20 protein-coding genes are annotated in these 19,306 nt (G+C 39.1%); 11 read left to right on the forward strand and 9 right to left on the reverse strand.

Annotated elements, in window-relative coordinates; all coding sequences use genetic code 11:
* Positions 1-389: 389 nt before the first annotated feature.
* The 5 genes from rpmH to mnmE all read left to right on the forward strand — a co-directional run bounded on the left by rpmH (position 390) and on the right by mnmE (position 4,490).
* Entirely contained in the window at positions 390-524 is a 135-nt protein-coding gene (gene rpmH, locus ABLB96_RS02630) for a 50S ribosomal protein L34 (protein ID WP_000831329.1), read from the forward strand.
* Between the two features lie 30 nt (positions 525-554).
* Positions 555-947, forward strand: coding sequence for a ribonuclease P protein component (gene rnpA, locus ABLB96_RS02635; RefSeq protein WP_348898102.1), 393 nt, complete (start codon positions 555-557; stop codon positions 945-947).
* A 10-nt stretch (positions 948-957) separates the two neighbouring features.
* Positions 958-1,278, forward strand: a complete 321-nt coding sequence (gene yidD / locus ABLB96_RS02640; protein ID WP_002051924.1) for a membrane protein insertion efficiency factor YidD — start codon at positions 958-960, stop codon at positions 1,276-1,278.
* Positions 1,279-1,283: 5 nt separating this feature from the next.
* Complete coding sequence (yidC, locus tag ABLB96_RS02645) at positions 1,284-3,044, forward strand: membrane protein insertase YidC (protein ID WP_348898101.1); 1,761 nt, start codon at positions 1,284-1,286, stop codon at positions 3,042-3,044.
* Positions 3,045-3,134: 90 nt separating this feature from the next.
* Entirely contained in the window at positions 3,135-4,490 is a 1,356-nt protein-coding gene (mnmE, locus tag ABLB96_RS02650; protein ID WP_348898100.1) for a tRNA uridine-5-carboxymethylaminomethyl(34) synthesis GTPase MnmE, read from the forward strand.
* Positions 4,491-4,535: 45 nt separating this feature from the next.
* Here the strand turns inward: mnmE and ABLB96_RS02655 are convergent, their stop codons facing one another.
* Positions 4,536-4,799 carry a metal/formaldehyde-sensitive transcriptional repressor gene (locus ABLB96_RS02655; protein ID WP_348898099.1) on the reverse strand — a complete coding sequence of 88 codons (264 nt, stop codon included), beginning with the start codon at positions 4,797-4,799 and terminating at the stop codon, positions 4,536-4,538.
* A gap of 242 nt (positions 4,800-5,041) precedes the next feature.
* Between ABLB96_RS02655 and ABLB96_RS02660 the strand changes: the two genes are divergently transcribed.
* Positions 5,042-5,740 carry a DsbC family protein gene (locus ABLB96_RS02660; RefSeq protein ID WP_348898098.1) on the forward strand — a complete coding sequence of 233 codons (699 nt, stop codon included), beginning with the start codon at positions 5,042-5,044 and terminating at the stop codon, positions 5,738-5,740.
* Positions 5,741-5,789: 49 nt separating this feature from the next.
* On the opposite strand, the gene ABLB96_RS02665 is transcribed toward ABLB96_RS02660, so the two are convergent.
* The 6 genes from ABLB96_RS02665 to ABLB96_RS02690 form a co-directional block, all read right to left on the reverse strand.
* A complete protein-coding gene (locus tag ABLB96_RS02665) occupies positions 5,790-6,041 on the reverse strand; it encodes a GlsB/YeaQ/YmgE family stress response membrane protein (protein WP_000269732.1) in 252 nt (83 codons plus the stop codon).
* A 172-nt stretch (positions 6,042-6,213) separates the two neighbouring features.
* On the reverse strand, positions 6,214-6,741 hold the full coding sequence (gene hpt, locus ABLB96_RS02670; protein ID WP_002051884.1) for a hypoxanthine phosphoribosyltransferase: 528 nt from the start codon (positions 6,739-6,741) through the stop codon (positions 6,214-6,216).
* Between the two features lie 217 nt (positions 6,742-6,958).
* Positions 6,959-8,281, reverse strand: coding sequence for a guanine deaminase (gene guaD / locus ABLB96_RS02675; RefSeq protein WP_348898097.1), 1,323 nt, complete (start codon positions 8,279-8,281; stop codon positions 6,959-6,961).
* Between the two features lie 56 nt (positions 8,282-8,337).
* The gene (locus tag ABLB96_RS02680; RefSeq protein ID WP_348898096.1) at positions 8,338-9,393 is read right to left on the reverse strand and encodes an aromatic ring-hydroxylating dioxygenase subunit alpha; all 1,056 of its coding nucleotides are present in this window, start codon (positions 9,391-9,393) and stop codon (positions 8,338-8,340) included.
* Positions 9,394-9,688: 295 nt separating this feature from the next.
* Positions 9,689-10,645 carry a TerC family protein gene (locus tag ABLB96_RS02685; protein ID WP_348898095.1) on the reverse strand — a complete coding sequence of 319 codons (957 nt, stop codon included), beginning with the start codon at positions 10,643-10,645 and terminating at the stop codon, positions 9,689-9,691.
* Between the two features lie 316 nt (positions 10,646-10,961).
* Positions 10,962-11,558, reverse strand: coding sequence for a phosphatase PAP2 family protein (locus tag ABLB96_RS02690; RefSeq protein ID WP_348898094.1), 597 nt, complete (start codon positions 11,556-11,558; stop codon positions 10,962-10,964).
* Positions 11,559-11,694: 136 nt separating this feature from the next.
* Between ABLB96_RS02690 and ABLB96_RS02695 the strand changes: the two genes are divergently transcribed.
* Positions 11,695-12,945: a low temperature requirement protein A gene (locus ABLB96_RS02695; RefSeq protein ID WP_348898093.1), complete on the forward strand. Its 1,251-nt coding sequence runs from the start codon at positions 11,695-11,697 to the stop codon at positions 12,943-12,945.
* 68 nt (positions 12,946-13,013) lie between these two features.
* Here ABLB96_RS02695 and mpl read toward each other — a convergent pair whose 3' ends face one another.
* Positions 13,014-14,387 carry a UDP-N-acetylmuramate:L-alanyl-gamma-D-glutamyl-meso-diaminopimelate ligase gene (mpl, locus tag ABLB96_RS02700; RefSeq protein ID WP_348898092.1) on the reverse strand — a complete coding sequence of 458 codons (1,374 nt, stop codon included), beginning with the start codon at positions 14,385-14,387 and terminating at the stop codon, positions 13,014-13,016.
* Between the two features lie 241 nt (positions 14,388-14,628).
* Here mpl and ABLB96_RS02705 point away from each other — a divergent pair, with 241 nt between their 5' ends.
* The 4 genes from ABLB96_RS02705 to ABLB96_RS02720 all read left to right on the forward strand — a co-directional run bounded on the left by ABLB96_RS02705 (position 14,629) and on the right by ABLB96_RS02720 (position 18,777).
* A complete protein-coding gene (locus ABLB96_RS02705; protein WP_004711246.1) occupies positions 14,629-14,991 on the forward strand; it encodes a DMT family protein in 363 nt (120 codons plus the stop codon).
* A 183-nt stretch (positions 14,992-15,174) separates the two neighbouring features.
* The gene (gene purE, locus ABLB96_RS02710; RefSeq protein ID WP_000994663.1) at positions 15,175-15,687 is read left to right on the forward strand and encodes a 5-(carboxyamino)imidazole ribonucleotide mutase; all 513 of its coding nucleotides are present in this window, start codon (positions 15,175-15,177) and stop codon (positions 15,685-15,687) included.
* Positions 15,688-15,696: 9 nt separating this feature from the next.
* The gene (locus ABLB96_RS02715) at positions 15,697-16,818 is read left to right on the forward strand and encodes a 5-(carboxyamino)imidazole ribonucleotide synthase (RefSeq protein ID WP_348898091.1); all 1,122 of its coding nucleotides are present in this window, start codon (positions 15,697-15,699) and stop codon (positions 16,816-16,818) included.
* Between the two features lie 660 nt (positions 16,819-17,478).
* The gene (locus ABLB96_RS02720) at positions 17,479-18,777 is read left to right on the forward strand and encodes a lytic murein transglycosylase (RefSeq protein ID WP_348898090.1); all 1,299 of its coding nucleotides are present in this window, start codon (positions 17,479-17,481) and stop codon (positions 18,775-18,777) included.
* 55 nt (positions 18,778-18,832) lie between these two features.
* On the opposite strand, the gene ABLB96_RS02725 is transcribed toward ABLB96_RS02720, so the two are convergent.
* Positions 18,833-19,213 carry a hypothetical protein gene (locus ABLB96_RS02725; protein WP_348898089.1) on the reverse strand — a complete coding sequence of 127 codons (381 nt, stop codon included), beginning with the start codon at positions 19,211-19,213 and terminating at the stop codon, positions 18,833-18,835.
* Positions 19,214-19,306: the final 93 nt, after the last annotated feature.

Consider the following 19,306-nt stretch of genomic DNA (forward strand, 5'->3'; position numbering starts at 1 on the left):
TAAAACTACGAAATCCACAGAAAAAGTCCACACTAATAAGAATAAATTTAAATTTTAAAATTTGAATTTATTTAATAGGACCACTTCAAATTGTGGATAACTAAAAATATGAATTTAAATTCAAATATACCAAATCAGAACCAACTTAGCATCTAGGTTTGTTGATAAGTATGTAAATAAGAAGTGTATATCTTAAAAGTCTTAATAAAAATAAATAATTACTTTGTGTATAACTATTAATTAAGAAAAATGAGCTCAATATAAAGAGAAGGGGAATAAATAAAAATTTGACTTAAATACAAAACTTTCTCGGTTTTTCATTGACAGAGTAAACATTGCACAATAAAATCGCGGACCTTTATAGAAAGATCATTTTTGGGAGTTTCGATATGAAACGTACTTTCCAACCATCTGAATTAAAGCGTAAACGCGTTCATGGTTTCCGTGCTCGTATGGCAACTAAAGCTGGTCGTCAAGTATTAGCTCGTCGCCGTGCAAAAGGTCGTCATAGCTTAACTGTTTAATTACTGTTACGCTGACCAGACTTGGGTGTGATGACACTTTACAGTTTTAGCACGGAGCGTCGTGTACGCTGTGCTGCAGATTACAAAAGTGTATTTGATGGTGCGCTTTTTAAAGTGCATCAACCCCATTTTTTATTTCTTGCAAAATTAACCGAACAGCCTCACAGCCGTTTGGGTATTGTCGTTGCTAAGAAAAAAGTGCGTCGTGCGCATGAAAGAAATCGAATTAAGCGTCTTGCTCGTGAGAGCTTTCGTCTACATCAGCCGGAATTTGGGTTAGATATAGATGTTGTTGTGATGCCTAAAGTTGGTATAGAAACGATTACGAACGCTGAGCTATATCAACAATTAGATTTTGCTTGGCAAAAATTACAACGCTTGGCAAAAAAACATTCTAAAGTTGTCCTAACCTCGCAAAATTAAGAGATAACCAATGGTTCGTATTTTGCGTTGGTTCATTCGACTGTATCAAATTGCGATTAGTCCGCTTCTTGGACCCCGTTGTCGTTATATCCCAACTTGTTCCCAATATGCGATAGAAGCCTTACAAACTCATGGTGCAATAAAAGGCGTTTGGTTATCTTCTAAACGTATTTGTCGATGTCATCCATGGGGGGGCTCCGGATATGATCCGGTACCGCCTAAAGCAATTCGTTTTATTTCGTTTCATCAAATAGATTCTCAAACGCATCATGTTGCTGTACCCTTTCGTGATCGTTTAATGAAGCAAAATCTCTCTAACCATTTGGGGTAATAGATATGCAACAATGGGCCAGGTTTGCAATTCTCGGGGCCATGTTTGTCACCGCATATTTGCTCATTTTGGCTTGGCAAAAAGATTATGGAAATGCTGCAACTGCACCGCAACAACAAGCGGCGGCTGTAAGTTCACATGAAATATCTGCTGATTTGCCAAATGCTAAAACTGCAACAGTGGCTTCCGATGTGCCACAAGCAAATATTGCGCAGTCACAAACCACAGATGCAACTGCACCTGTGAATCAACAGCTTATTTCAGTACAAACTGACCTTTATCATCTTTGGATCAATCCAAAAGGTGGTGATATTGTTCGTATTGAATTACTCTCTCACGACAAAAGCAAAGACAGCGGTCAACCTTTTGTTATGCTTGAAAATGATGCCAAGCGTACATATGTTGCTCAATCTGGCTTAATTGGTTTAAATGGACCAGACAGTAGTCGTGGTGGTCGTCCGTTATATGCGGTTGAAAAAACATCATATACTTTGGCTGATGCTAAGGGCGTGCAGGATCAAAAGGGTCAATCTGAAAAAGTTTTAAACGTTCCAATGGTATTTAAGACACCAGAAGGCGTTGAAATCATTAAAACTTTCACCTTTACCCAAGGTCAGTACCCAATTGTTGTAAGTCATCAAGTGATTAACCGTAGCCAACAAAGTTGGCAAGGTCAGATGTTTGGACAATTAAAGCGCGATAATTCTGAAGATCCTGGTAAATCTTCTCAAGGTATTTTCACTCTAGGAACTTTCTTAGGTGGAGCTTGGGGAACACCTGATTCACATTATAACAAGCTTAAATTTGCTAATTTCTCAGAAGAAAAAGTAAATACTGACGCTAAAGGTGGATGGGTTGCGATTGTTCAGCATTATTTTGTAAGTGCTTGGATTCCTGGCAATCTTAAACTTACTCAAGCGAATGGTCAGCCATATGTAGCTAAACTTGAATCTCGTCAGTCTGCGGATCATATGAATATTATTGGTTTTACCTCACCAGTAATTAATGTTCCGGCTGGTACTTCAATGGAAGTGGATGCAAAGCTTTATTCAGGTCCAAAAGTACAATCTGAATTAAAAGATTTGGCTGTAGGTTTGAACCAGACGGTTGATTATGGTTGGTTATGGCCAATTGCCAAATTATTGTTCCTAGGTCTTCAATTCTTCCATAGCATTGTGGGCAACTGGGGGTGGTCAATCATCTTACTTACCATTATGGTGAAGATGATTTTGTGGCCTTTATCTTCAAAAAGTTATCGTTCTATGGCGAAAATGCGTGTGATTGCACCAGAAATGCAACGCATGAAAGAAGAGTTCGGTGAAGACCGTATGCGCTTCTCGCAAGAAATGATGGCTTTATACAAACGTGAACAAGTAAACCCACTTTCAGGTTGTTTGCCGCTATTGCTACAAATGCCAATTTTCCTTGCCTTGTATTGGGTACTTATGGAAAGTGTGGAATTACGCCATGCACCGTGGTTAGGCTGGATTCAAGACTTGTCAGCAATGGATCCTTGGTTCATCTTGCCGTTGATCATGGGTGCTACAATGTTTGCTCAGCAAATGTTGAATCCGCAACCTGCTGATCCAATGCAGGCAAAAGTGTTCCGTATTATGCCGATCATGTTCACGGTATTTATGTTGTTCTTCCCTGCGGGTCTAGTGTTGTACTGGATTGTGAACAACAGTATTACTATTTTACAGCAGTCGTTTATTAATAAGAGCGTTGAGAAAAGTCGTTTAAATAAGACTGAATCAACTTCTTAAACGTTGAACTTTTGCTGAATAAATCCGCTTAAGATGGTAATCTTAGGCGGATTTTTCTTTGGCTGGATTTTAGGTTTTTAGGTGAATAATATGCAAAGTCAAACCACAATTGCCGCGATCGCAACGCCACCTGGGCGTGGTGGTGTGGGTGTGATTCGCTTATCAGGACCTAAGGCTTATGAAATTGCTCAAAAACTGACACAAAAAAACTTGCCTGAAGCACGTATGGCCGGTTTCCGTAAGTTTTATGATGCTGATGACAGCATCATGGATGAAGGAATTGTTCTATGCTTTCCAAATCCGCATTCGTTTACTGGTGAAGATGTTGTTGAGCTACAAGGTCATGGTGGACCAGTTATTCAAAATGCCTTGCTTGGTCGTTTGTTCGAGCTTGGAGCAATCGCTGCAAAAGCTGGTGAATTCTCCATGCGAGCGTTTGAAAATGGCAAGATGGATTTGGTACAAGCAGAAGCCATTGCCGATTTGATTGATGCAACATCGCAAGCTGCCGCTCGTTCAGCAGTTCGCTCTTTACAAGGCGCATTTTCAACAAAAATTAATACCGTTTTAGAAAAACTGATCCATTTACGTTTGCATGTTGAAGCTGCTATTGATTTTCCTGAAGAAGAAATCGATTTCTTGGCAGATGGCAAAATTTTAGCTTTACTTGAAGATGTTCAGCAGTCAGTACAGGCTGTTCAAACCTCTGCACGACAAGGGCAACTCCTCCGTGAAGGTTTGCAAGTCGTGATCGCGGGTAAACCTAATGCTGGTAAATCGAGTTTGTTAAATGCACTTGCTGGTGTAGAACGCGCTATCGTAACGGATATTGCTGGCACAACCCGTGATGTTTTGCATGAAAAAATTAGCTTAAATGGCCTACCAATTACCTTAACAGACACCGCAGGTCTTCGTGAAACGGGTGATATTGTTGAAAAAGAAGGTATTCGACGTGCGATTAAGGAAATTGAGCAGGCTGATTTATTGTTGCTGGTTTACGATTTGAATCAGGGGGACGACCCATTACAACTCGCTCAAGAGTATTTTGCTGAACATATTGAACCGCGTCGTCTAATGTTAATTGGTAATAAATGCGACTTAACGGGCCAATTCGCTGAAATAAGTGATTTTCAAGGGTTCCGCCATATTACGGTTTCTGCAAAACAAGAGATGGGTGTTCAGGGCCTCGTAGATGCGATTACAGCCCATGCAGGCTTTCACCCTGAGGAAGATACATTTATTGCAAGAACGCGCCATTTAGACGCAATGAAGCGTACTCAGCTCTATCTTTCAGAAGCACGTGAGCAACTTGTAGTATTTAATGCCGGTGAACTCGTCGCTGAATCATTACGTCTTGCCCAAAATGCTTTGGGTGAAATTACAGGTGACTTTAGTGCTGATGACCTATTAGGAAAAATCTTCGGTTCATTTTGTATTGGAAAATAATAAAAGTCTGGATGATGTCTGTTGTTACATCATCCAGAATCTTCCTTAGCCATACCTTTTTAGAACTTTTAAAAACTCATCCAACTCATTTTGGTCAATTTCTGCGCCTTTGAGCACGTGGTGATGTAAGTGTTGTTCCATTAACTCACCCATTAAGCCATTTATTGCGCCTTTTACGGCCGCAACTTGCTGCAAAATATCGATGCATGAGGATTCTGGTTGTTCTATCGCATTTTCAATGCTGTTGATTTGTCCTTTGAGTCGTTTTACACGATTAAGAATTTTTTTATCCTGACCAATGTGGCTCATCTACTTTCTCTTAATAATTCAATATACTGGTAGGAAGTATATTGGGTTTAAATTTTATACAGGATTATAGTGTATCACGTCATAATTGCTATCAGTTTGATGAACATTTAGAAAGCTTCTTATGTTCCACGTGAAACATAAGCATAACTGAGTGGGAGTTTGGTTATAACTCAGTAATTAGTTCTGTTTTCATACGTTGAAGTGATTAAAATAATGTGCTTCCCTCCCTATGAGTCGGTTTTATGCTTAAAAAATTAGGAATATTGGCATTATTTAGCTTAACTACAAGTTTAAGTTTCGCCAATGTGGATACTGTTCGGGACAATATTAAAAAACAATATCCTAATTTGAAAATTAGCAATATTCAGAAAACCGAAATGCCAGGGCTATATAGCGCTAATCTAGACCAGCAAATCATTTATGTGGGTGAAGATGCTCAGCATATGTTTGTTGGCTCTATGATACGTTTAAAAGATCAGAAGAATTTAACCAAGGATCTAGTTTTAGGACAAAACTCGATTGACTGGAAACAGCTTCCTTTAAAAGATGCCATTAAAACTGTGAAAGGTAATGGTCAGCATGTATTAGCCGTATTTTCTGATCCAAACTGCCCTTACTGTAAAAAGCTCGAACCTGAGCTTGATAAGCTTAAAGACGTAACAATTTACACGTTTATTTATCCTCTAAAACCCCAGTCGATTGTGGTTTCCAGACAAGTTTGGTGTGCGCCAAATCAATCCTATTCCTGGAAAAAATTGATTGAGCAAGGTGTTAAACCAACAGTTGCAAGCTGTGATAATCCAATTGACCGTAACTTAGAGCTTGGAAAAAAACTAGGATTTAATGGAACTCCTACCTTAATTTTTGCAAATGGTTTTAAATTGGTAGGTGCTCGGTCTGCTGAAGAAATTCAGGCAGTTTGGAAAGAGTTAGGTCTTTAAAATAAATTAAAAAAAAGCACCATCAGGTGCTTTTTTTATGAATTAAAGTTTAGCTTTTTCGTGCAATCAAGTTGTAAATGAAAAGAATAATGACTGCACCAATGACGGAAGCAATAAAGCCCGCAGCTGAATTTTCTCCGTAAAGACCGAGTAATCGACCACCATAAGTGGCTAAAAGTGAGCCTGCAATACCGATCAGTGTAGTTACAATAAAACCTGCTTTATCATCACCCGGATGCAAAGCACGAGCGATTAAACCAGCAAAGAAACCAACCACAATAGCGACAATAAGTGACCACATATTTGTTCTCCAGTTGTTTTTTTGATGAAGTTAATGATTTTGCTTCATATTCTATCCTGCGACAGAGCTGTCTATTTTGTCTGTAGCAGATTGCGACTTTTTGTGTCTTTTTTGTTCAAAACTAAAACTTTATATAAAAAAATAGCACCTTATGGTGCTATTTTTATGAAATTTATAGGCCAATTTCACCAATAAAAGGCAAGTGACGATATTTTTGATCGTAATCTAAGCCATAGCCCACAATGAATCTGTCTTCGACTTCGAAACCCAAAAATTTAACTTCGAGATCAATTTCACGGCGCGAAGGTTTACTCACCAATGTGCATAATTGAATCGAATTTGGTTCACGAGTTTGCAGCATTTCCACAACTTTGCTCAATGTATTGCCTGAGTCAATAATATCTTCAACAACCAATACATCTTTACCGCGAATTTCACCGTCAAGATCTTTTAAAATTTTAACATCTCGACTTGAAGTGGTACCGCCGCCATAGCTAGACACTGTCATAAAGTCGAGTTCATGAGGTTTGGTAATCGTACGGCATAAGTCTGCCATAAAAATAACAGAACCACGAAGTAGACCAATCAGAACCAATTCTTTGTCACTATTTGCATAGTGCGAATTGATTTGCTCGCCGAGCTCTTTGACTTTTGCTTGAATTTCTTCGGTTGAAATCATGATGCTCATTGCAACAGTCATGGCAGATTCCTACAAGATATAAAAGTAAAAATAAAAAAGGTGTTGACCTGCAACACCTCGAAAATCTGAGTTAATGGTAAAATTTTAAAGCAAAATGACTTTTCATGCACCCTTTGAAGGCTCTGAAATTTTATCATTTTGCGGAATATGCCTATCACGTTTTAATGCAAAAGCACATATTCCAAATAATAACAAAAACTTAGTCATTCCTTTTTTACTAGACTGTTTGTTTGTGATATGCGCGTTTTCCATAAATATAAGTCGCCTCAATATTACGGTCATCACCTAAAGTGAATAATGCAAACAGTGAATCTTCAACAGATTTGGATTTAGACTGACGAAGTTGCTGTAATGCCGTTGGTTTAATGTTGAGTACAACAAAGTCTGCTTCTTTACCGAGGTTGAAATTACCTAACTGGTCGTGCAAATCAAGTGCTTTTGCTCCGCCTAAGGTCGCATGATAGAGCGCTTCATAAGCAGAAAGTTTATCACCTTGTAACTGTTGAACCTTATAAGCTTCATTCACGGTTTGCAGCAAACTAAATGATGTACCGGCACCGATATCTGTACCCAAGCCCACTTTTACTTGCTTTTCCCATGTTTTTTTCAATGGAAATAAACCACTACCCAAGAACAGGTTTGAGGTTGGACAAAATGCGATAGCCGACTGTGTGTCATGCATACATTGCCATTCTTGATCTTCTAAATGAACACAATGAGCAAACACTGAGCGTTTACCAGTGAGACCGTAATGTTGATAAACATCTAAGTAGCCTGCTTGTTCTGGAAATAAAGATTTCACCCAAGCAATTTCATCTTTGTTTTCACTTAAATGGGTATGTACATACACATCCGGAAATTCTTGCTTTAACTGCCCTGCTCTTTCTAACTGTTCAGGTGTGGACGTTGGCGCAAAACGTGGGGTAATCGCATACAGAGCACGGCCTTTACCATGCCATTTTTCAATGAGTGCTTTGGTGTCGCTGTAAGCCGTTTCTGGCGTGTCACACAGCGCTTCGGGTGCATTACGGTCCATGAGTACCTTGCCGGCAATTAAACGCATCTGGACGCGTTCTGCGGCTTCAAATAAGGCATCTACAGACTCTGGATGAACTGTACAGAAAACGAGGGCCGTAGTTGTACCGTGTTTTAAGAGTTCCTGAACAAAGAACTGGGCAATTTCATTTGCATACGCTTTGTCTTGAAACTGGATTTCTGTTGGGAAGGTATAGGTATTGAGCCAGCTTAAAAGTTGCTCGCCGTAAGCTCCCACCATTTCGGTTTGCGGAAAGTGGATATGGGTATCAATAAAGCCGGGTACAATCAGTTGTGCTGGATAATGTTGAATCTCAACTCCAGCAGGAAGATGCTGTTGAGCCTCATCCCATGTACCAAACCATTTAATTTTTCCATGCTCACTAATCAATACACCATCTTCCAAATAGCGGACCTGATTTGGAATATCAGTAGGTTCAGAGACGATTTGTTGAATATCTAAAAAACGACCACGCACAACGGTGGTATTTGCGATCAATGACATGGAAAGCCTTTATATTTTCACTTTTTTCGGTTGATTGTACCCCAGTTAGCCAAGATTTAAACGGTATAACGTTTACTTAGTCCCCATTCTGCCAAGATACGGCGGTAAGTCGTTGATGAACGGTCAGCTTCAAAATGTGCTTCCATCATTAAATCAAGCGGAAGGTCTTCTGGCTTTTGTGATTCGACCATGTCTTGGTCTTCAGCAAAAATTTGCGCATTGAATGCATAGACCGCTTCTAAATCGCCAGTTTGGTCAAAGTTACGGGTGAGTGGAACAAATAAACGGGTCTTATTACTTGAAATAGGACAGCAAGCATTTAAGATTTTTAAGACACCCCCTTCAGGAAAATCAACAGTAAGTACCGCTGAAAAAGGTGGATAGACATCGAAGGTGCGTTTCCACAAAAAGCCTTCTGGCTCTAAATGTTTTAGCTCATGTGGATAGTTACTGACATTACTGATATAGACCGTTTTTAAACCATAGTTAGTGCGTTCAGTGTGATATTTGGGTACGACTGGATTATCGCGACTCGCAAAGGCATTGTGATGCACCCAAGCAAAATGAGCGACATCGATAAACCCTTCAAGCTGACGTCCGCTAGAGCCACCAATATCAACAAACGGTGGCAAAATTGCTTGATGTTCTGCATGGTCCCAAGTATCTAGTACGGGAATATTGGCTTGAGCAATATCACGACCATGAATACTGGTCCAAATGAGACCATAACGTTCAACAACTGGAAATTTGGTCAGAGAAAAACGATCTGAAATTTTGGTTAAATCCGGTTGAGCGGGTATTTGGGTACACTTCCCTTCTGTGTTGTAGTGTAGGCCGTGATAAGGACACACAATTTCTTCACCATCTACCCAGCCTTTCGTTAAAGGTACGCCCCGATGAGGACAAATATCGCGAACCAGATGAATTTCGCCACTTTCGGTCTTATACAGTGCCATGTTTACATCTAATAAGGTGACACGTTGAGGGGCTGTAGACACATCTTGAATGCGCGCAACCGGATACCAGTGAGTCGATAAAATTTCCCAATCTTTTGCATCAAAGCTGCTATTACACGGCATGGCAAGTGGCGTTAAAGTTGGAATAGCATTCATGACATCGCTCCTTAAAAAAATCAGGGCTCTCACGAGCCCTTAAAATCTAAGCTTTTTTCTTTTTAGGAGATGCAAAGAGCTTGCCAATATTGATTTTTAATTAAGGAAATAAGAATAGATTATTAAAATACATAAACTTAAATCATTATATTTTTGAATGTTTGTTCTAATTTAGCTTTAAAAAGAAAGTTCATTCTTTGCTATACACTGAAAATGCACTGATTAATTGCGAATAAGGCACAATAAAAAAGCACTTATTCAGTGCTTTTTTAGGTAAATATATTGTTGTGATGAATTAAGACTGCAATTGCTTTTCGTTGTGTCGTAAAGATAGATAGGTAGTGATTGCTAGTACCAATACGATAAAGCTTAATGAGATCCAGATTGGCATGTGGAATACATCAAGCAACAACATTTTTGCACCAATGAACAATAAGATGATGCCTAAGCCATATGGCAAGTAATGCAGTTTAGATGCAGCACCAGCAAGCAAGAAGAACATTGCACGTAAACCTAAAATTGCCATTAAGTTCGCTGTTAAAACAATAAACGGGTCGCTAGTGACCGCGAAAATAGCAGGAATAGAATCTACTGCGAAAATCACATCTGAAGCTTCAACCAAAATCAAAACTAGAAATAACGGCGTTGCCCACAATAAACCATTTTGATGTACAAAAAATTTGTCTCCTTCAAGCTGCGGTGTAATACGCATGTGCTTACGTAACCATTTTAAAATTTTGATGTCTTCGATATTGGTTTCTTCTTCTTGACCTTTTAAGAACTTGAAGCCTGTATATACCAAGAATGCACCGAAGATATAAAGCACCCAAGAGAACTCTTGAACGAACCATGCACCAATAAAAATAAAGATGGTACGCAGTACAATTGCACCTAATACGCCGTAGAGCAAAATTTTACGTTGTAGCGCAGGCGGAATAGCAAACGCTGCAAAAATCATTAACCATACGAAAACGTTATCAATTGCGAGGGACTTTTCGAGTAAGTAGCCTGCAAAGTATTCCATGGTTTTTTGATTTGCTAAGGTCACCCCAGCCGTTTGCTGTAGGTAAAGCCATAAACTGCCACCAAATAAGACTGCGACACTTACCCACGCTACACTCCAGTAAGCAGCTTGCTTAATTGAGACATCCTGACCTTGCTTTTGTTTAAAGCCTAAAAAGTCAATCAGGAGCATGACAACGACTATGCCAAAGAATGCTATATACAGCCATAAATTGCCGATTGATTCCATAAATCCTCCTCACATCCGGCAATTGGGCATAAAAAAACCTCGACCAGTTGCCAGATGAATTAAACATCTGTATCAACATGATCAAGGTCTTGCCTACATCATAAGTTTCATGATGCTCAGATACCGACTTTTTAATAAAAGTGTATTGACGATATCTGACACATAACATTGCTGTTATGTTTGGAGGAGGCTACTCCCCTTGTCAAACTAAATTCTGTATTGGATAAAACCGATCCAATTTCACATAGAATGGCAGATTTTTTTATATTACGCAACTGAACTTAATTTCGTGGTTTCGAGTACTAAAAGATGATAGTTATTTGATAAAACCCCGATCTAAAAGTGGTTTGCATATGATCTGGTAAAGCTGAATAAAGAATGCGGTCAAACTTGTACCGTAAGCATTCCAGAAGTAATAACCTGCCGTATTGACCAGTAGTGCGACAATAAAAGCTCCCAACATATCTAAAGGGAAATGCACTCCTAAATAAATACGTGACCATGCTACGACAAATGACAAAAACAATAAAATGATGCCGATCATTTTGCGCTGAGCAAATAAATAAGACAGGGCAATGGTGCTAAAAATCAGCATATGATTACTTGGAAAAGATGCTGTTGGTGCATGTTCAATAAAAGTAGTGCCCACACCCATCACAAATGGTCTTGGATGGTGATAAAACAGAGAAATAACATAACCCACTAAAAGTGATATGCAGGTTAAAAAGACAGATTTAATGACCCTATTTTTTAAATCTTGATCGCCGTAAAACCATAAAAATGTAAGGATGAATAAAAGGATATACAGGAGATCATTAGCAAAAAAGATAGCAAGACGAATGATAAATTGACTCGCATCCTGAGCACCATTTATGACATGGAATAAGCTAAGGTTGAGTGTTTCTAAAGACATTCATATTCCAAACAAGAACAAAAAACGTGGGCTATGATAAAGAATTAAGCCTATTGTCTTGATAAAGAATTGTCACAAAAGTGAAATATAGTTTGTTTGTGAGTAAAGATTAAACAGCAGGTCTAGATATTTTTTAATGCGTGTTCTGGGCGTTAATATTAAAGTGTTAACGTGTTGGCACTTTATTCGAGAACGTTATTTTATGACTACTCAAGAAAAACAGAAAAAATTAAGTTTAAGGCCCTTATCCCCAAGAGATCCAAAACAGCCGCATAGAGCAGCGACTCCCCTCGAATTATTGTTTGATTTAATTTTTGTGGTGGCGATTGCAACAGCGGGTCAGCAGTTACATCACGCGATTATTGAAAATCACCTCTGGCATGCACTGCCAAGCTATCTGATGGTATTTTTTGCGCTGTGGTGGGCATGGATGAATTTTTCATGGTTTGCTTCGGCTTACGATAATGACGATGCATTGTATAGGTGCCTTACCTTTGTACAGATTGTGGGATCACTGGTGATGGCCGCAGGTATTCCTGATGTGTTCCACAATCAGGACTTTGACATCATTATTGTCGGCTATGTGATTATGCGAATGGCACTTGTTACCCAGTGGCTACGAGCAGCAAAACATGATCCTGCAAGGCGAATTACGGCTTACCGTTATGCTATAGGTATTGTATTGGTTCAGGTGGGTTGGTTAGTCGCTAATTTTGCGCACATACTTTCTATTCCTGTGTTTTTATTTTTAGTGGTCATGGAGCTATCTGTTCCCATCTACGCAGAAAAACATATACCTACACCGTGGCATCCTCATCATATAGTAGAGCGTTATGCCCTCCTGACCATTATTGTTCTAGGTGAATCAATTGTTGGTAGCTTTAATGCAATACGTGATGCGTTAGCCGCTCAGTCAATGAATATCCCTGCCGTTTTCTTAATGATCGGTGGATTGCTACTAATGTTTGCAATGTGGTGGGCTTATTTTGACCGTAGTGAACAACATCATCACGTTAAAGGGGTACGTCCATTTGTTTGGGGGTATGGTCACTATTTTATCTTTGTCAGTATTGCTGCCGTAGGTGCTGCGCTTGCCGCCGCCGTGGATGTCACTACTCACCATGCCCATATTTCCGATTTATATATGGGGGTAATCGTTGCGTTTAGTGTGGTGCTTTATACCACCTGTATATGGATGCTTTACGAGTTTCAATGCTTATCTGGGATTAGCAAATGGTTTTACCCTATTACCGCGCTCATTATTTTATGTATTCCGTTTATTTGTAATAACGTGGGATATAGCGTATTTGCGATGGGCATTGTCTATAGTTTACGTTTAATGGTCTCTAATAAATTTATGAACAATATAGAGCCAGAGCACGGTTAAAAAAGCTTGAAATAAAAAACGGGTTTCAATTTGAAACCCATTTTTTATTGAATCATCTAAAGCGAAAGTTAAGCAGCTTTTGCTTTTAGTGCACTCATAAGTTTTTGATGTAAGCCACCAAAGCCACCGTTAGACATAATTACAACGGCATCGCCCTCACCTGCTTCATTGACAATACGCTCAATAATTTCATCAAGAGAGCGACTGACTTGAGCGCGGTTTGAAGCAGCTTCAATTACAGGTTGTAAATCCCAATCTAAACCTTCTGGCTGATACCAGATCACATCGTCTGCTAAGCGTGCTGAATGTGCCAAGCCATCTTTATGACTGCCCATACGCATGGTATTTGAGCGTGGTTCAATAATGGCCCATAAACGGCGTTCGCCTAAGCGTTTACGTGCGCCGTCTAAAGTGGTGTCAATTGCTGTTGGGTGGTGAGCGAAGTCATCATAAACCTCAATGCCGTTGACTGTACCAAGTAACTCCATACGGCGTTTTACACCGCCAAAGTTAGATAAAGCCTCACAAGCCTTTTCAAGTGCAACACCTACATGTTGAGCGGCTGCAATCGTTGCCAAAGCATTCGCTACGCTATGCTGCCCTGTCATGCTCCATTTCACTTCGCCAATGACATGGCCATTTTCAAGGACTTTAAAATGGCTACCATCAATTGAAATTAATTCGGCAGATAAAGATGCTTTTTCATTTGCTTCCAGACTTGTACGAATTACTGGTGTCCAGCAGCCCATTTCAAGTACTTCATCAATATGAGTTTCGGTAATTGGCGCAATAATGCGACCTTCACTTGGAATAGTACGAACAAGATGATGGAATTGCTTTTGAATTGCTGCTAAGTCATCAAAAATATCGGCATGGTCAAATTCAAGATTGTTTAAAATCGCCGTTTTAGGGTGATAGTGAACAAACTTAGAGCGCTTATCAAAGAAAGCTGAGTCATATTCATCGGCTTCAACGCAGAAGTATTTGCCACCGCCTAAACGAGCGCTTTCACTAAAACCAAGTGGAACACCACCAATTAAAAAGCCTGGGTTTAAACCAGCTTGATCGAGTACCCAAGCAAGCATCGTTGTTGTGGTTGTTTTTCCATGCGTACCCGCTACACCAAGAACATGTTTGCCTTGTAAAACATGTTCAGCCAAGAATTGTGGACCAGAAATATATGGCAGGCCTTCGTTTAGCATGTATTCGACGGCATCAATACCACGCTTCATGGCATTGCCGACAATCACTAAATCTGGATGAGGCTGTAAATGGCTACGATCATAGCCTTGCATGAGTTCAATACCTGCATTTTCTAACTGGGTAGACATAGGTGGGTAAACGTTTGAATCGGAACCAGTTACCTTATGTCCTAAATCACGAGCTAAAAGTGCTAAAGAGCCCATAAAAGTGCCACAAATACCCAAGATATGCAGATGCATTGCTCGCCTTCTCCACTGCTTTTGTACACAGTATTATTGTGAATTACTGTGTGTTCATTATTGATAAATTTGCCAGCAACGATAGCAAGGCTCAACCTGAAAAGATAGTCAAAATTCGTTGTTGTTCTATGTGTTTGAGGCCTTAATAAAAGTACAGCTTTATTTTTAAGATTTAAGCTGAACTACAGTTTTATCTTTTATAATATTTTTAATCCATATTAATACTTATATCATCGTGATGATGAAGGATGTGCCTTTGAGTCCAACTGTTTTAGCTTTTGTGCTATTAATCATTTCTAACTGTTTTATGACACTTGCATGGTATGGGCATCTTAAGTTTTTGCATCATGCTCCATTCTGGCAAGCGATTTTATTCGGTTGGATTATTGCCCTGCTTGAATATAGCTTTATGATTCCAGCAACTCGAATCTTGAGTGATCAAAACTGGACCTTGGGCGAAATGAAAATTACTCAAGAAGTAGTCACTCTCATTGTATTTGTGCCATTTATGGTGTTGCTATTTAAGCAGCCGTTCAAATTAGACTATGTTTGGGCCATGTTATGCCTGTTTGGCTGTGTCTATTTTGTATTTAGAAGCCAGTAAGTTTATTTGAAAACTTGTTTTCAGACAGATCGTTGTTAAATCCATCGGATTCATGCTTTTCTCCCCTAAACTTGGGCTTTGGGGTGAGTGAAAAAACAGCTATAATATTGGCCTCATCTTTTTCTCTCATGCTTGGCTTAGTATAAGTTGAGTTTTTACCATTTTTACGCTTTGGAAATGCCAATGAACGCGGTCGCAACAGATACCCAACCTTTAGTCGGAATTATCATGGGTTCCCAGTCCGATTGGGCAACGCTTGAACATACTGCCAATATGCTTAAACAGCTTGGTGTCCCATTTGAAGCGGAAGTGGTATCTGCTCATCGTACTCCAGACCGTTTATTTGAATATGCAGAAACTGCACGTGACCGTGGCATTCAAGTGATTATTGCTGGTGCTGGTGGTGCTGCGCATTTACCTGGTATGTGTGCTGCAAAAACTGACTTACCTGTATTAGGTGTACCAGTTAAATCATCGATTTTAAATGGCGTAGACTCTTTGCTTTCAATCGTACAAATGCCAGCTGGTATTGCAGTAGGTACTTTGGCAATTGGTCCAGCGGGTGCGACCAATGCTGCGATCATGGCTGCACAAATCTTAGGTTTAACTCGTCCTGAAATCGCAAAAAATGTTGCAGATTTCCGTGCTGCGCAAACTGATAAAGTTGCAAGCAATAATATTCCGGGTCAGGTTTAAGAGGCTGAAATGGATAAAACTATCGGTATTTTTGGTGGTGGGCAATTGGGCCGTATGATGGCGCAAGCAGCTTTACCATTAAATATTCAATGTACTTTTTTTGAAGCAAATACAGATTGTCCAGCAGGTGTTTTAGGCCAAGTTTTTTCGAGCCAAGATGAACAAGGTTTAAAGCAGTTTATTGAAAGCGCTGATGTTTTCAGTCTTGAGTTTGAAAATACACCTGTTGCCGATGTAGATGTTTTGACACAAACCAAAACATTACACCCTCCCCGTATTGCTTTAGCAACTGCGCAAAATCGTTTATCAGAAAAAGCATTGTTTGATGAACTTACAATTCCTGTTGCGCCGTATCGTGCTGTAGATAGCCTAGAAAGCTTGAAAAAAGCTGTTGTTGAGCTTGGTTTACCGATTGTACTTAAGACAGCAACTGGTGGATATGACGGTAAAGGTCAGTTTGTACTGCGTTCAGAAGACCAAATTGATACTGCTTGGGCTGAACTTGGTCCTGCAAAAAGCTTAGTTGCTGAAAGTTTTGTTAAATTTTCTCGCGAAGTTTCAATTATTGCAGTACGTGGCCAAAATGGTGAAGTAAAAACTTGGCCGTTAGCTGAAAACCACCATCACAACGGTATTTTGTCTCATTCAATTGTACCTGCGCCGAACAGTGAAGCTTTACAGCCTGTGGCTCAAGACTACATTACACGTTTGTTAAATCATCTCAACTATGTAGGTGTGCTCACTCTAGAGCTATTTGTGACAGAACAAGGTTTGTGTGCAAATGAGATGGCACCACGTGTGCATAACTCAGGTCACTGGTCGATTGAAGGTGCCGTATGTTCACAGTTTGAAAATCATATTCGAGCTGTTGCAGGTTTACCGTTAGGTTCGACAGACGTTGTTCGACCAACAGTGATGATCAATATTATTGGTCAGTATCCTAAAACTGAAGATGTTTTAGCATTAAATGGTGCGCATCTACATCTTTATAATAAGTCTGAACGCGCTGGCCGTAAGTTAGGGCACATTACATTAATGCCTGTGGATTCTACTGAATTGACGAATTTATGCCGCCAATTAGCGAAAATTTTGCCAGAACCACTCGCTTTAACAGCGGATATGACCATTTAAAATAGTTAAAATTTTCAAAAAAGCGATCTTCGGATCGCTTTTTTTGTCTTTTAAATTTAAAAAATATTGAAAATCTAATATATCCTTGCTGTGGATAACTTTTGTAGGGCTTTTGAATTTAAATAAAGGTTTTAATTTTGAATTCAAAAGTGAAATAAGTTGTTTTGAGTGGTTTTGAATTTAAAATAAGTTATCCCCAATACTTAAAGTTTGAATTTAAATCTGGGGTGCAGGCTTGAGTTTATTTTGAATTTAAAAAATATGTAGTGGATAAGCAATGTTTTGAATTCAAAACCACACCTAAGTTTTAAATTTAAAATGTGTATTCATGAGCAGAAAAGGTCTTGTACTGCATAAATATTATGAAAAGCATAAAGAATATAGAGTGTGAGATAGATTGGATGTGTGGTTTTATAAGTTATCCACAGGTGGGTTAGGCTTGGGTTTTAAATTTAAAATGATGTTTTGAATTTAAAAATTAATAAATCTTGAGTGGGAGGTTTTGAATTCAAAACTTAGTGCAAAATTTGAATTTAAAACTCTGGAAATGAATTTAAAGAAGTAATTATGAATTCAAATTTACGATTTCTCTCTGAAAATTTTGGCTTCATAATGGTATGGTACAAACAAATTTAAATTCAAAAATTGAACTAGGATAATATGCGACGTTTTTCTTGTATTGTTGGGTCTGTATTTTTAGCAATGACCCAGGCTCAAGCAGAGCTGGTAATTAATGGTTCTACTTCTACAATATCTAGTAATGCGACTGTTCCTGTAACAAATAGCAGTACTTATGCACCTAATAATAATTTCCAAGGTTGTTTGGCAAATTTACGTTCACAGGCAATTGCTGCTGGTGTTTCTGGTAGCACTTATGATCGCTATACGCAAAATTTAACGCCAGATTACTCAGTTATTGATAAGTTAAATTATCAGCCAGAATTTTCAACACCGATCTGGGATTATTTGTCTGGTTTAGTAGATGAAGAGCGTGTTGAGCTGGGGAAACAAAAATTGGCCCAGTATCGAGATGTTTTAAATCGTGCATCTCAAGTTTATGGCGTACCGCCTGAAACAATTGTAGCGGTATGGGGCGTAGAAAGTAATTTCGGAGATATCTCTGGAAAATATCCTTTATTGCAAGCACTTGGAACTTTAAGTTGTGAAGGGCGCCGACAAAGTTATTTCCGTACCGAATTTTTTGCCACAATGCGTATTTTACAACGTGGTGATTTAACTGAAGATCAACTTAAAGGCTCATGGGCTGGAGCCTTTGGACATACCCAGTTTATGCCATCGACTTATGAACGCTTAGCTGTTGATTTTGATGGAGATGGCCGTCGCGATTTAGTATCGAGTACAGCAGATGCATTGGCCTCAACTGCTAACTTCTTAAATAAAGCAGGTTGGCAAACGGGCATGCCATGGGGCTTTGAGGTAAAAGTTCCAGCGGGTATGTCTATTGATGGTGAAGGGCGTCGCTCTAAAAAACCTTTGAGTAGCTGGAATGCACGTGGGGTAACTCGAGTTGATGGATCGCCATTAATTCAAGGTGCTTTATCTGGCAGTACACCAGCTGGCTTAATGGCACCAGCAGGTCCAAATGGTCCACTATTTTTAGTATTTAAAAATTTTGATGCTATTTATAGCTATAACGCAGCAGAAAGTTATGGACTTGCAATTGCACATTTATCAGATCGTTTAAAAGGTGGTGGACCATTTGTTGCCTCTTGGCCAACAGATGACGCTGGTACTTCTCGCGCAGAGCGTCGTGAAATTCAGCAGTTTTTGATTAATCGCGGCTATGATATCGGTGCAGTTGATGGACTTATTGGTGATAAAACACGTATTGCTATCCGTCAGGAACAGACCCGTTTAGGTTTAAATCCAACTGGACGAGCAGGGCAACAGATTTTGCGAGCATTTCGTCAAGAACAAGCCCGTAAAATGATGCAATAAGGTATTAAATAAAAAAGGTCTGCATATGCAGACCTTTTTATTATTTGGCGCTAGATTATAATTGGTCGAGCTTTACGGCTTCTAATATATCAAGAATAACCGAAGTCACATCTTGGCTTAAATCACGGTCATTAAAGATTTCATAAGCAGTGATAGTGACATCAGTATCACTTGGTAACTGCTTTTGTTCTTCTTCAATTAAATGTTCGATAGGCAGTAAAGTCTGTTTAACTTCAAGATGTAAAATATCTTTATACTCAACATTTTCATCTTCAAGCTCGATTTCTTGCTCATTAAAGTAAGGTAATAAAATAGAATGAAGGTACGGTTTAAGTTCAATAATATCAAAGAGTTCAATATCTCGAGTCTGTTCAATCGTACTAATGTGGTCATTTACTTCAATCAGGATATGATAATAACTCATCTTGATCTCCATTCTATTTTAGACAGTTCTTACAACCACAATAACATGACTTTGACATGAATTTCGATGTATCTACTTATAAAATAGATACATCATTGATGTCTC

The sequence above is a fragment of the Acinetobacter sp. XH1741 genome (genome assembly GCF_041021895.1).
Lineage (GTDB): Bacteria > Pseudomonadota > Gammaproteobacteria > Pseudomonadales > Moraxellaceae > Acinetobacter.

Bases quoted from the DNA above. Each gene is read 5' to 3' on its own strand.
- ABLB96_RS02690 (WP_348898094.1), bottom strand. From the start codon at position 11,558: ATGTCTTTAGAAACACTCAACCTTAGCTTATTCCATGTCATAAATGGT.
- ABLB96_RS02695 (WP_348898093.1), top strand. From the start codon at position 11,695: ATGCGTGTTCTGGGCGTTAATATTAAAGTGTTAACGTGTTGGCACTTT.
- ABLB96_RS02705 (WP_004711246.1), top strand. From the start codon at position 14,629: ATGAAGGATGTGCCTTTGAGTCCAACTGTTTTAGCTTTTGTGCTATTA.
- yidC (WP_348898101.1), top strand. From the start codon at position 1,284: ATGCAACAATGGGCCAGGTTTGCAATTCTCGGGGCCATGTTTGTCACC.
- ABLB96_RS02655 (WP_348898099.1), bottom strand. From the start codon at position 4,799: ATGAGCCACATTGGTCAGGATAAAAAAATTCTTAATCGTGTAAAACGA.
- rnpA (WP_348898102.1), top strand. From the start codon at position 555: ATGACACTTTACAGTTTTAGCACGGAGCGTCGTGTACGCTGTGCTGCA.
- ABLB96_RS02685 (WP_348898095.1), bottom strand. From the start codon at position 10,645: ATGGAATCAATCGGCAATTTATGGCTGTATATAGCATTCTTTGGCATA.
- ABLB96_RS02660 (WP_348898098.1), top strand. From the start codon at position 5,042: ATGCTTAAAAAATTAGGAATATTGGCATTATTTAGCTTAACTACAAGT.
- rpmH (WP_000831329.1), top strand. From the start codon at position 390: ATGAAACGTACTTTCCAACCATCTGAATTAAAGCGTAAACGCGTTCAT.
- ABLB96_RS02725 (WP_348898089.1), bottom strand. From the start codon at position 19,213: ATGGAGATCAAGATGAGTTATTATCATATCCTGATTGAAGTAAATGAC.
- ABLB96_RS02715 (WP_348898091.1), top strand. From the start codon at position 15,697: ATGGATAAAACTATCGGTATTTTTGGTGGTGGGCAATTGGGCCGTATG.
- yidD (WP_002051924.1), top strand. From the start codon at position 958: ATGGTTCGTATTTTGCGTTGGTTCATTCGACTGTATCAAATTGCGATT.
- ABLB96_RS02665 (WP_000269732.1), bottom strand. From the start codon at position 6,041: ATGTGGTCACTTATTGTCGCTATTGTGGTTGGTTTCTTTGCTGGTTTA.
- ABLB96_RS02680 (WP_348898096.1), bottom strand. From the start codon at position 9,393: ATGAATGCTATTCCAACTTTAACGCCACTTGCCATGCCGTGTAATAGC.
- mpl (WP_348898092.1), bottom strand. From the start codon at position 14,387: ATGCATCTGCATATCTTGGGTATTTGTGGCACTTTTATGGGCTCTTTA.
- hpt (WP_002051884.1), bottom strand. From the start codon at position 6,741: ATGACTGTTGCAATGAGCATCATGATTTCAACCGAAGAAATTCAAGCA.
- mnmE (WP_348898100.1), top strand. From the start codon at position 3,135: ATGCAAAGTCAAACCACAATTGCCGCGATCGCAACGCCACCTGGGCGT.
- ABLB96_RS02720 (WP_348898090.1), top strand. From the start codon at position 17,479: ATGCGACGTTTTTCTTGTATTGTTGGGTCTGTATTTTTAGCAATGACC.
- guaD (WP_348898097.1), bottom strand. From the start codon at position 8,281: ATGTCATTGATCGCAAATACCACCGTTGTGCGTGGTCGTTTTTTAGAT.
- purE (WP_000994663.1), top strand. From the start codon at position 15,175: ATGAACGCGGTCGCAACAGATACCCAACCTTTAGTCGGAATTATCATG.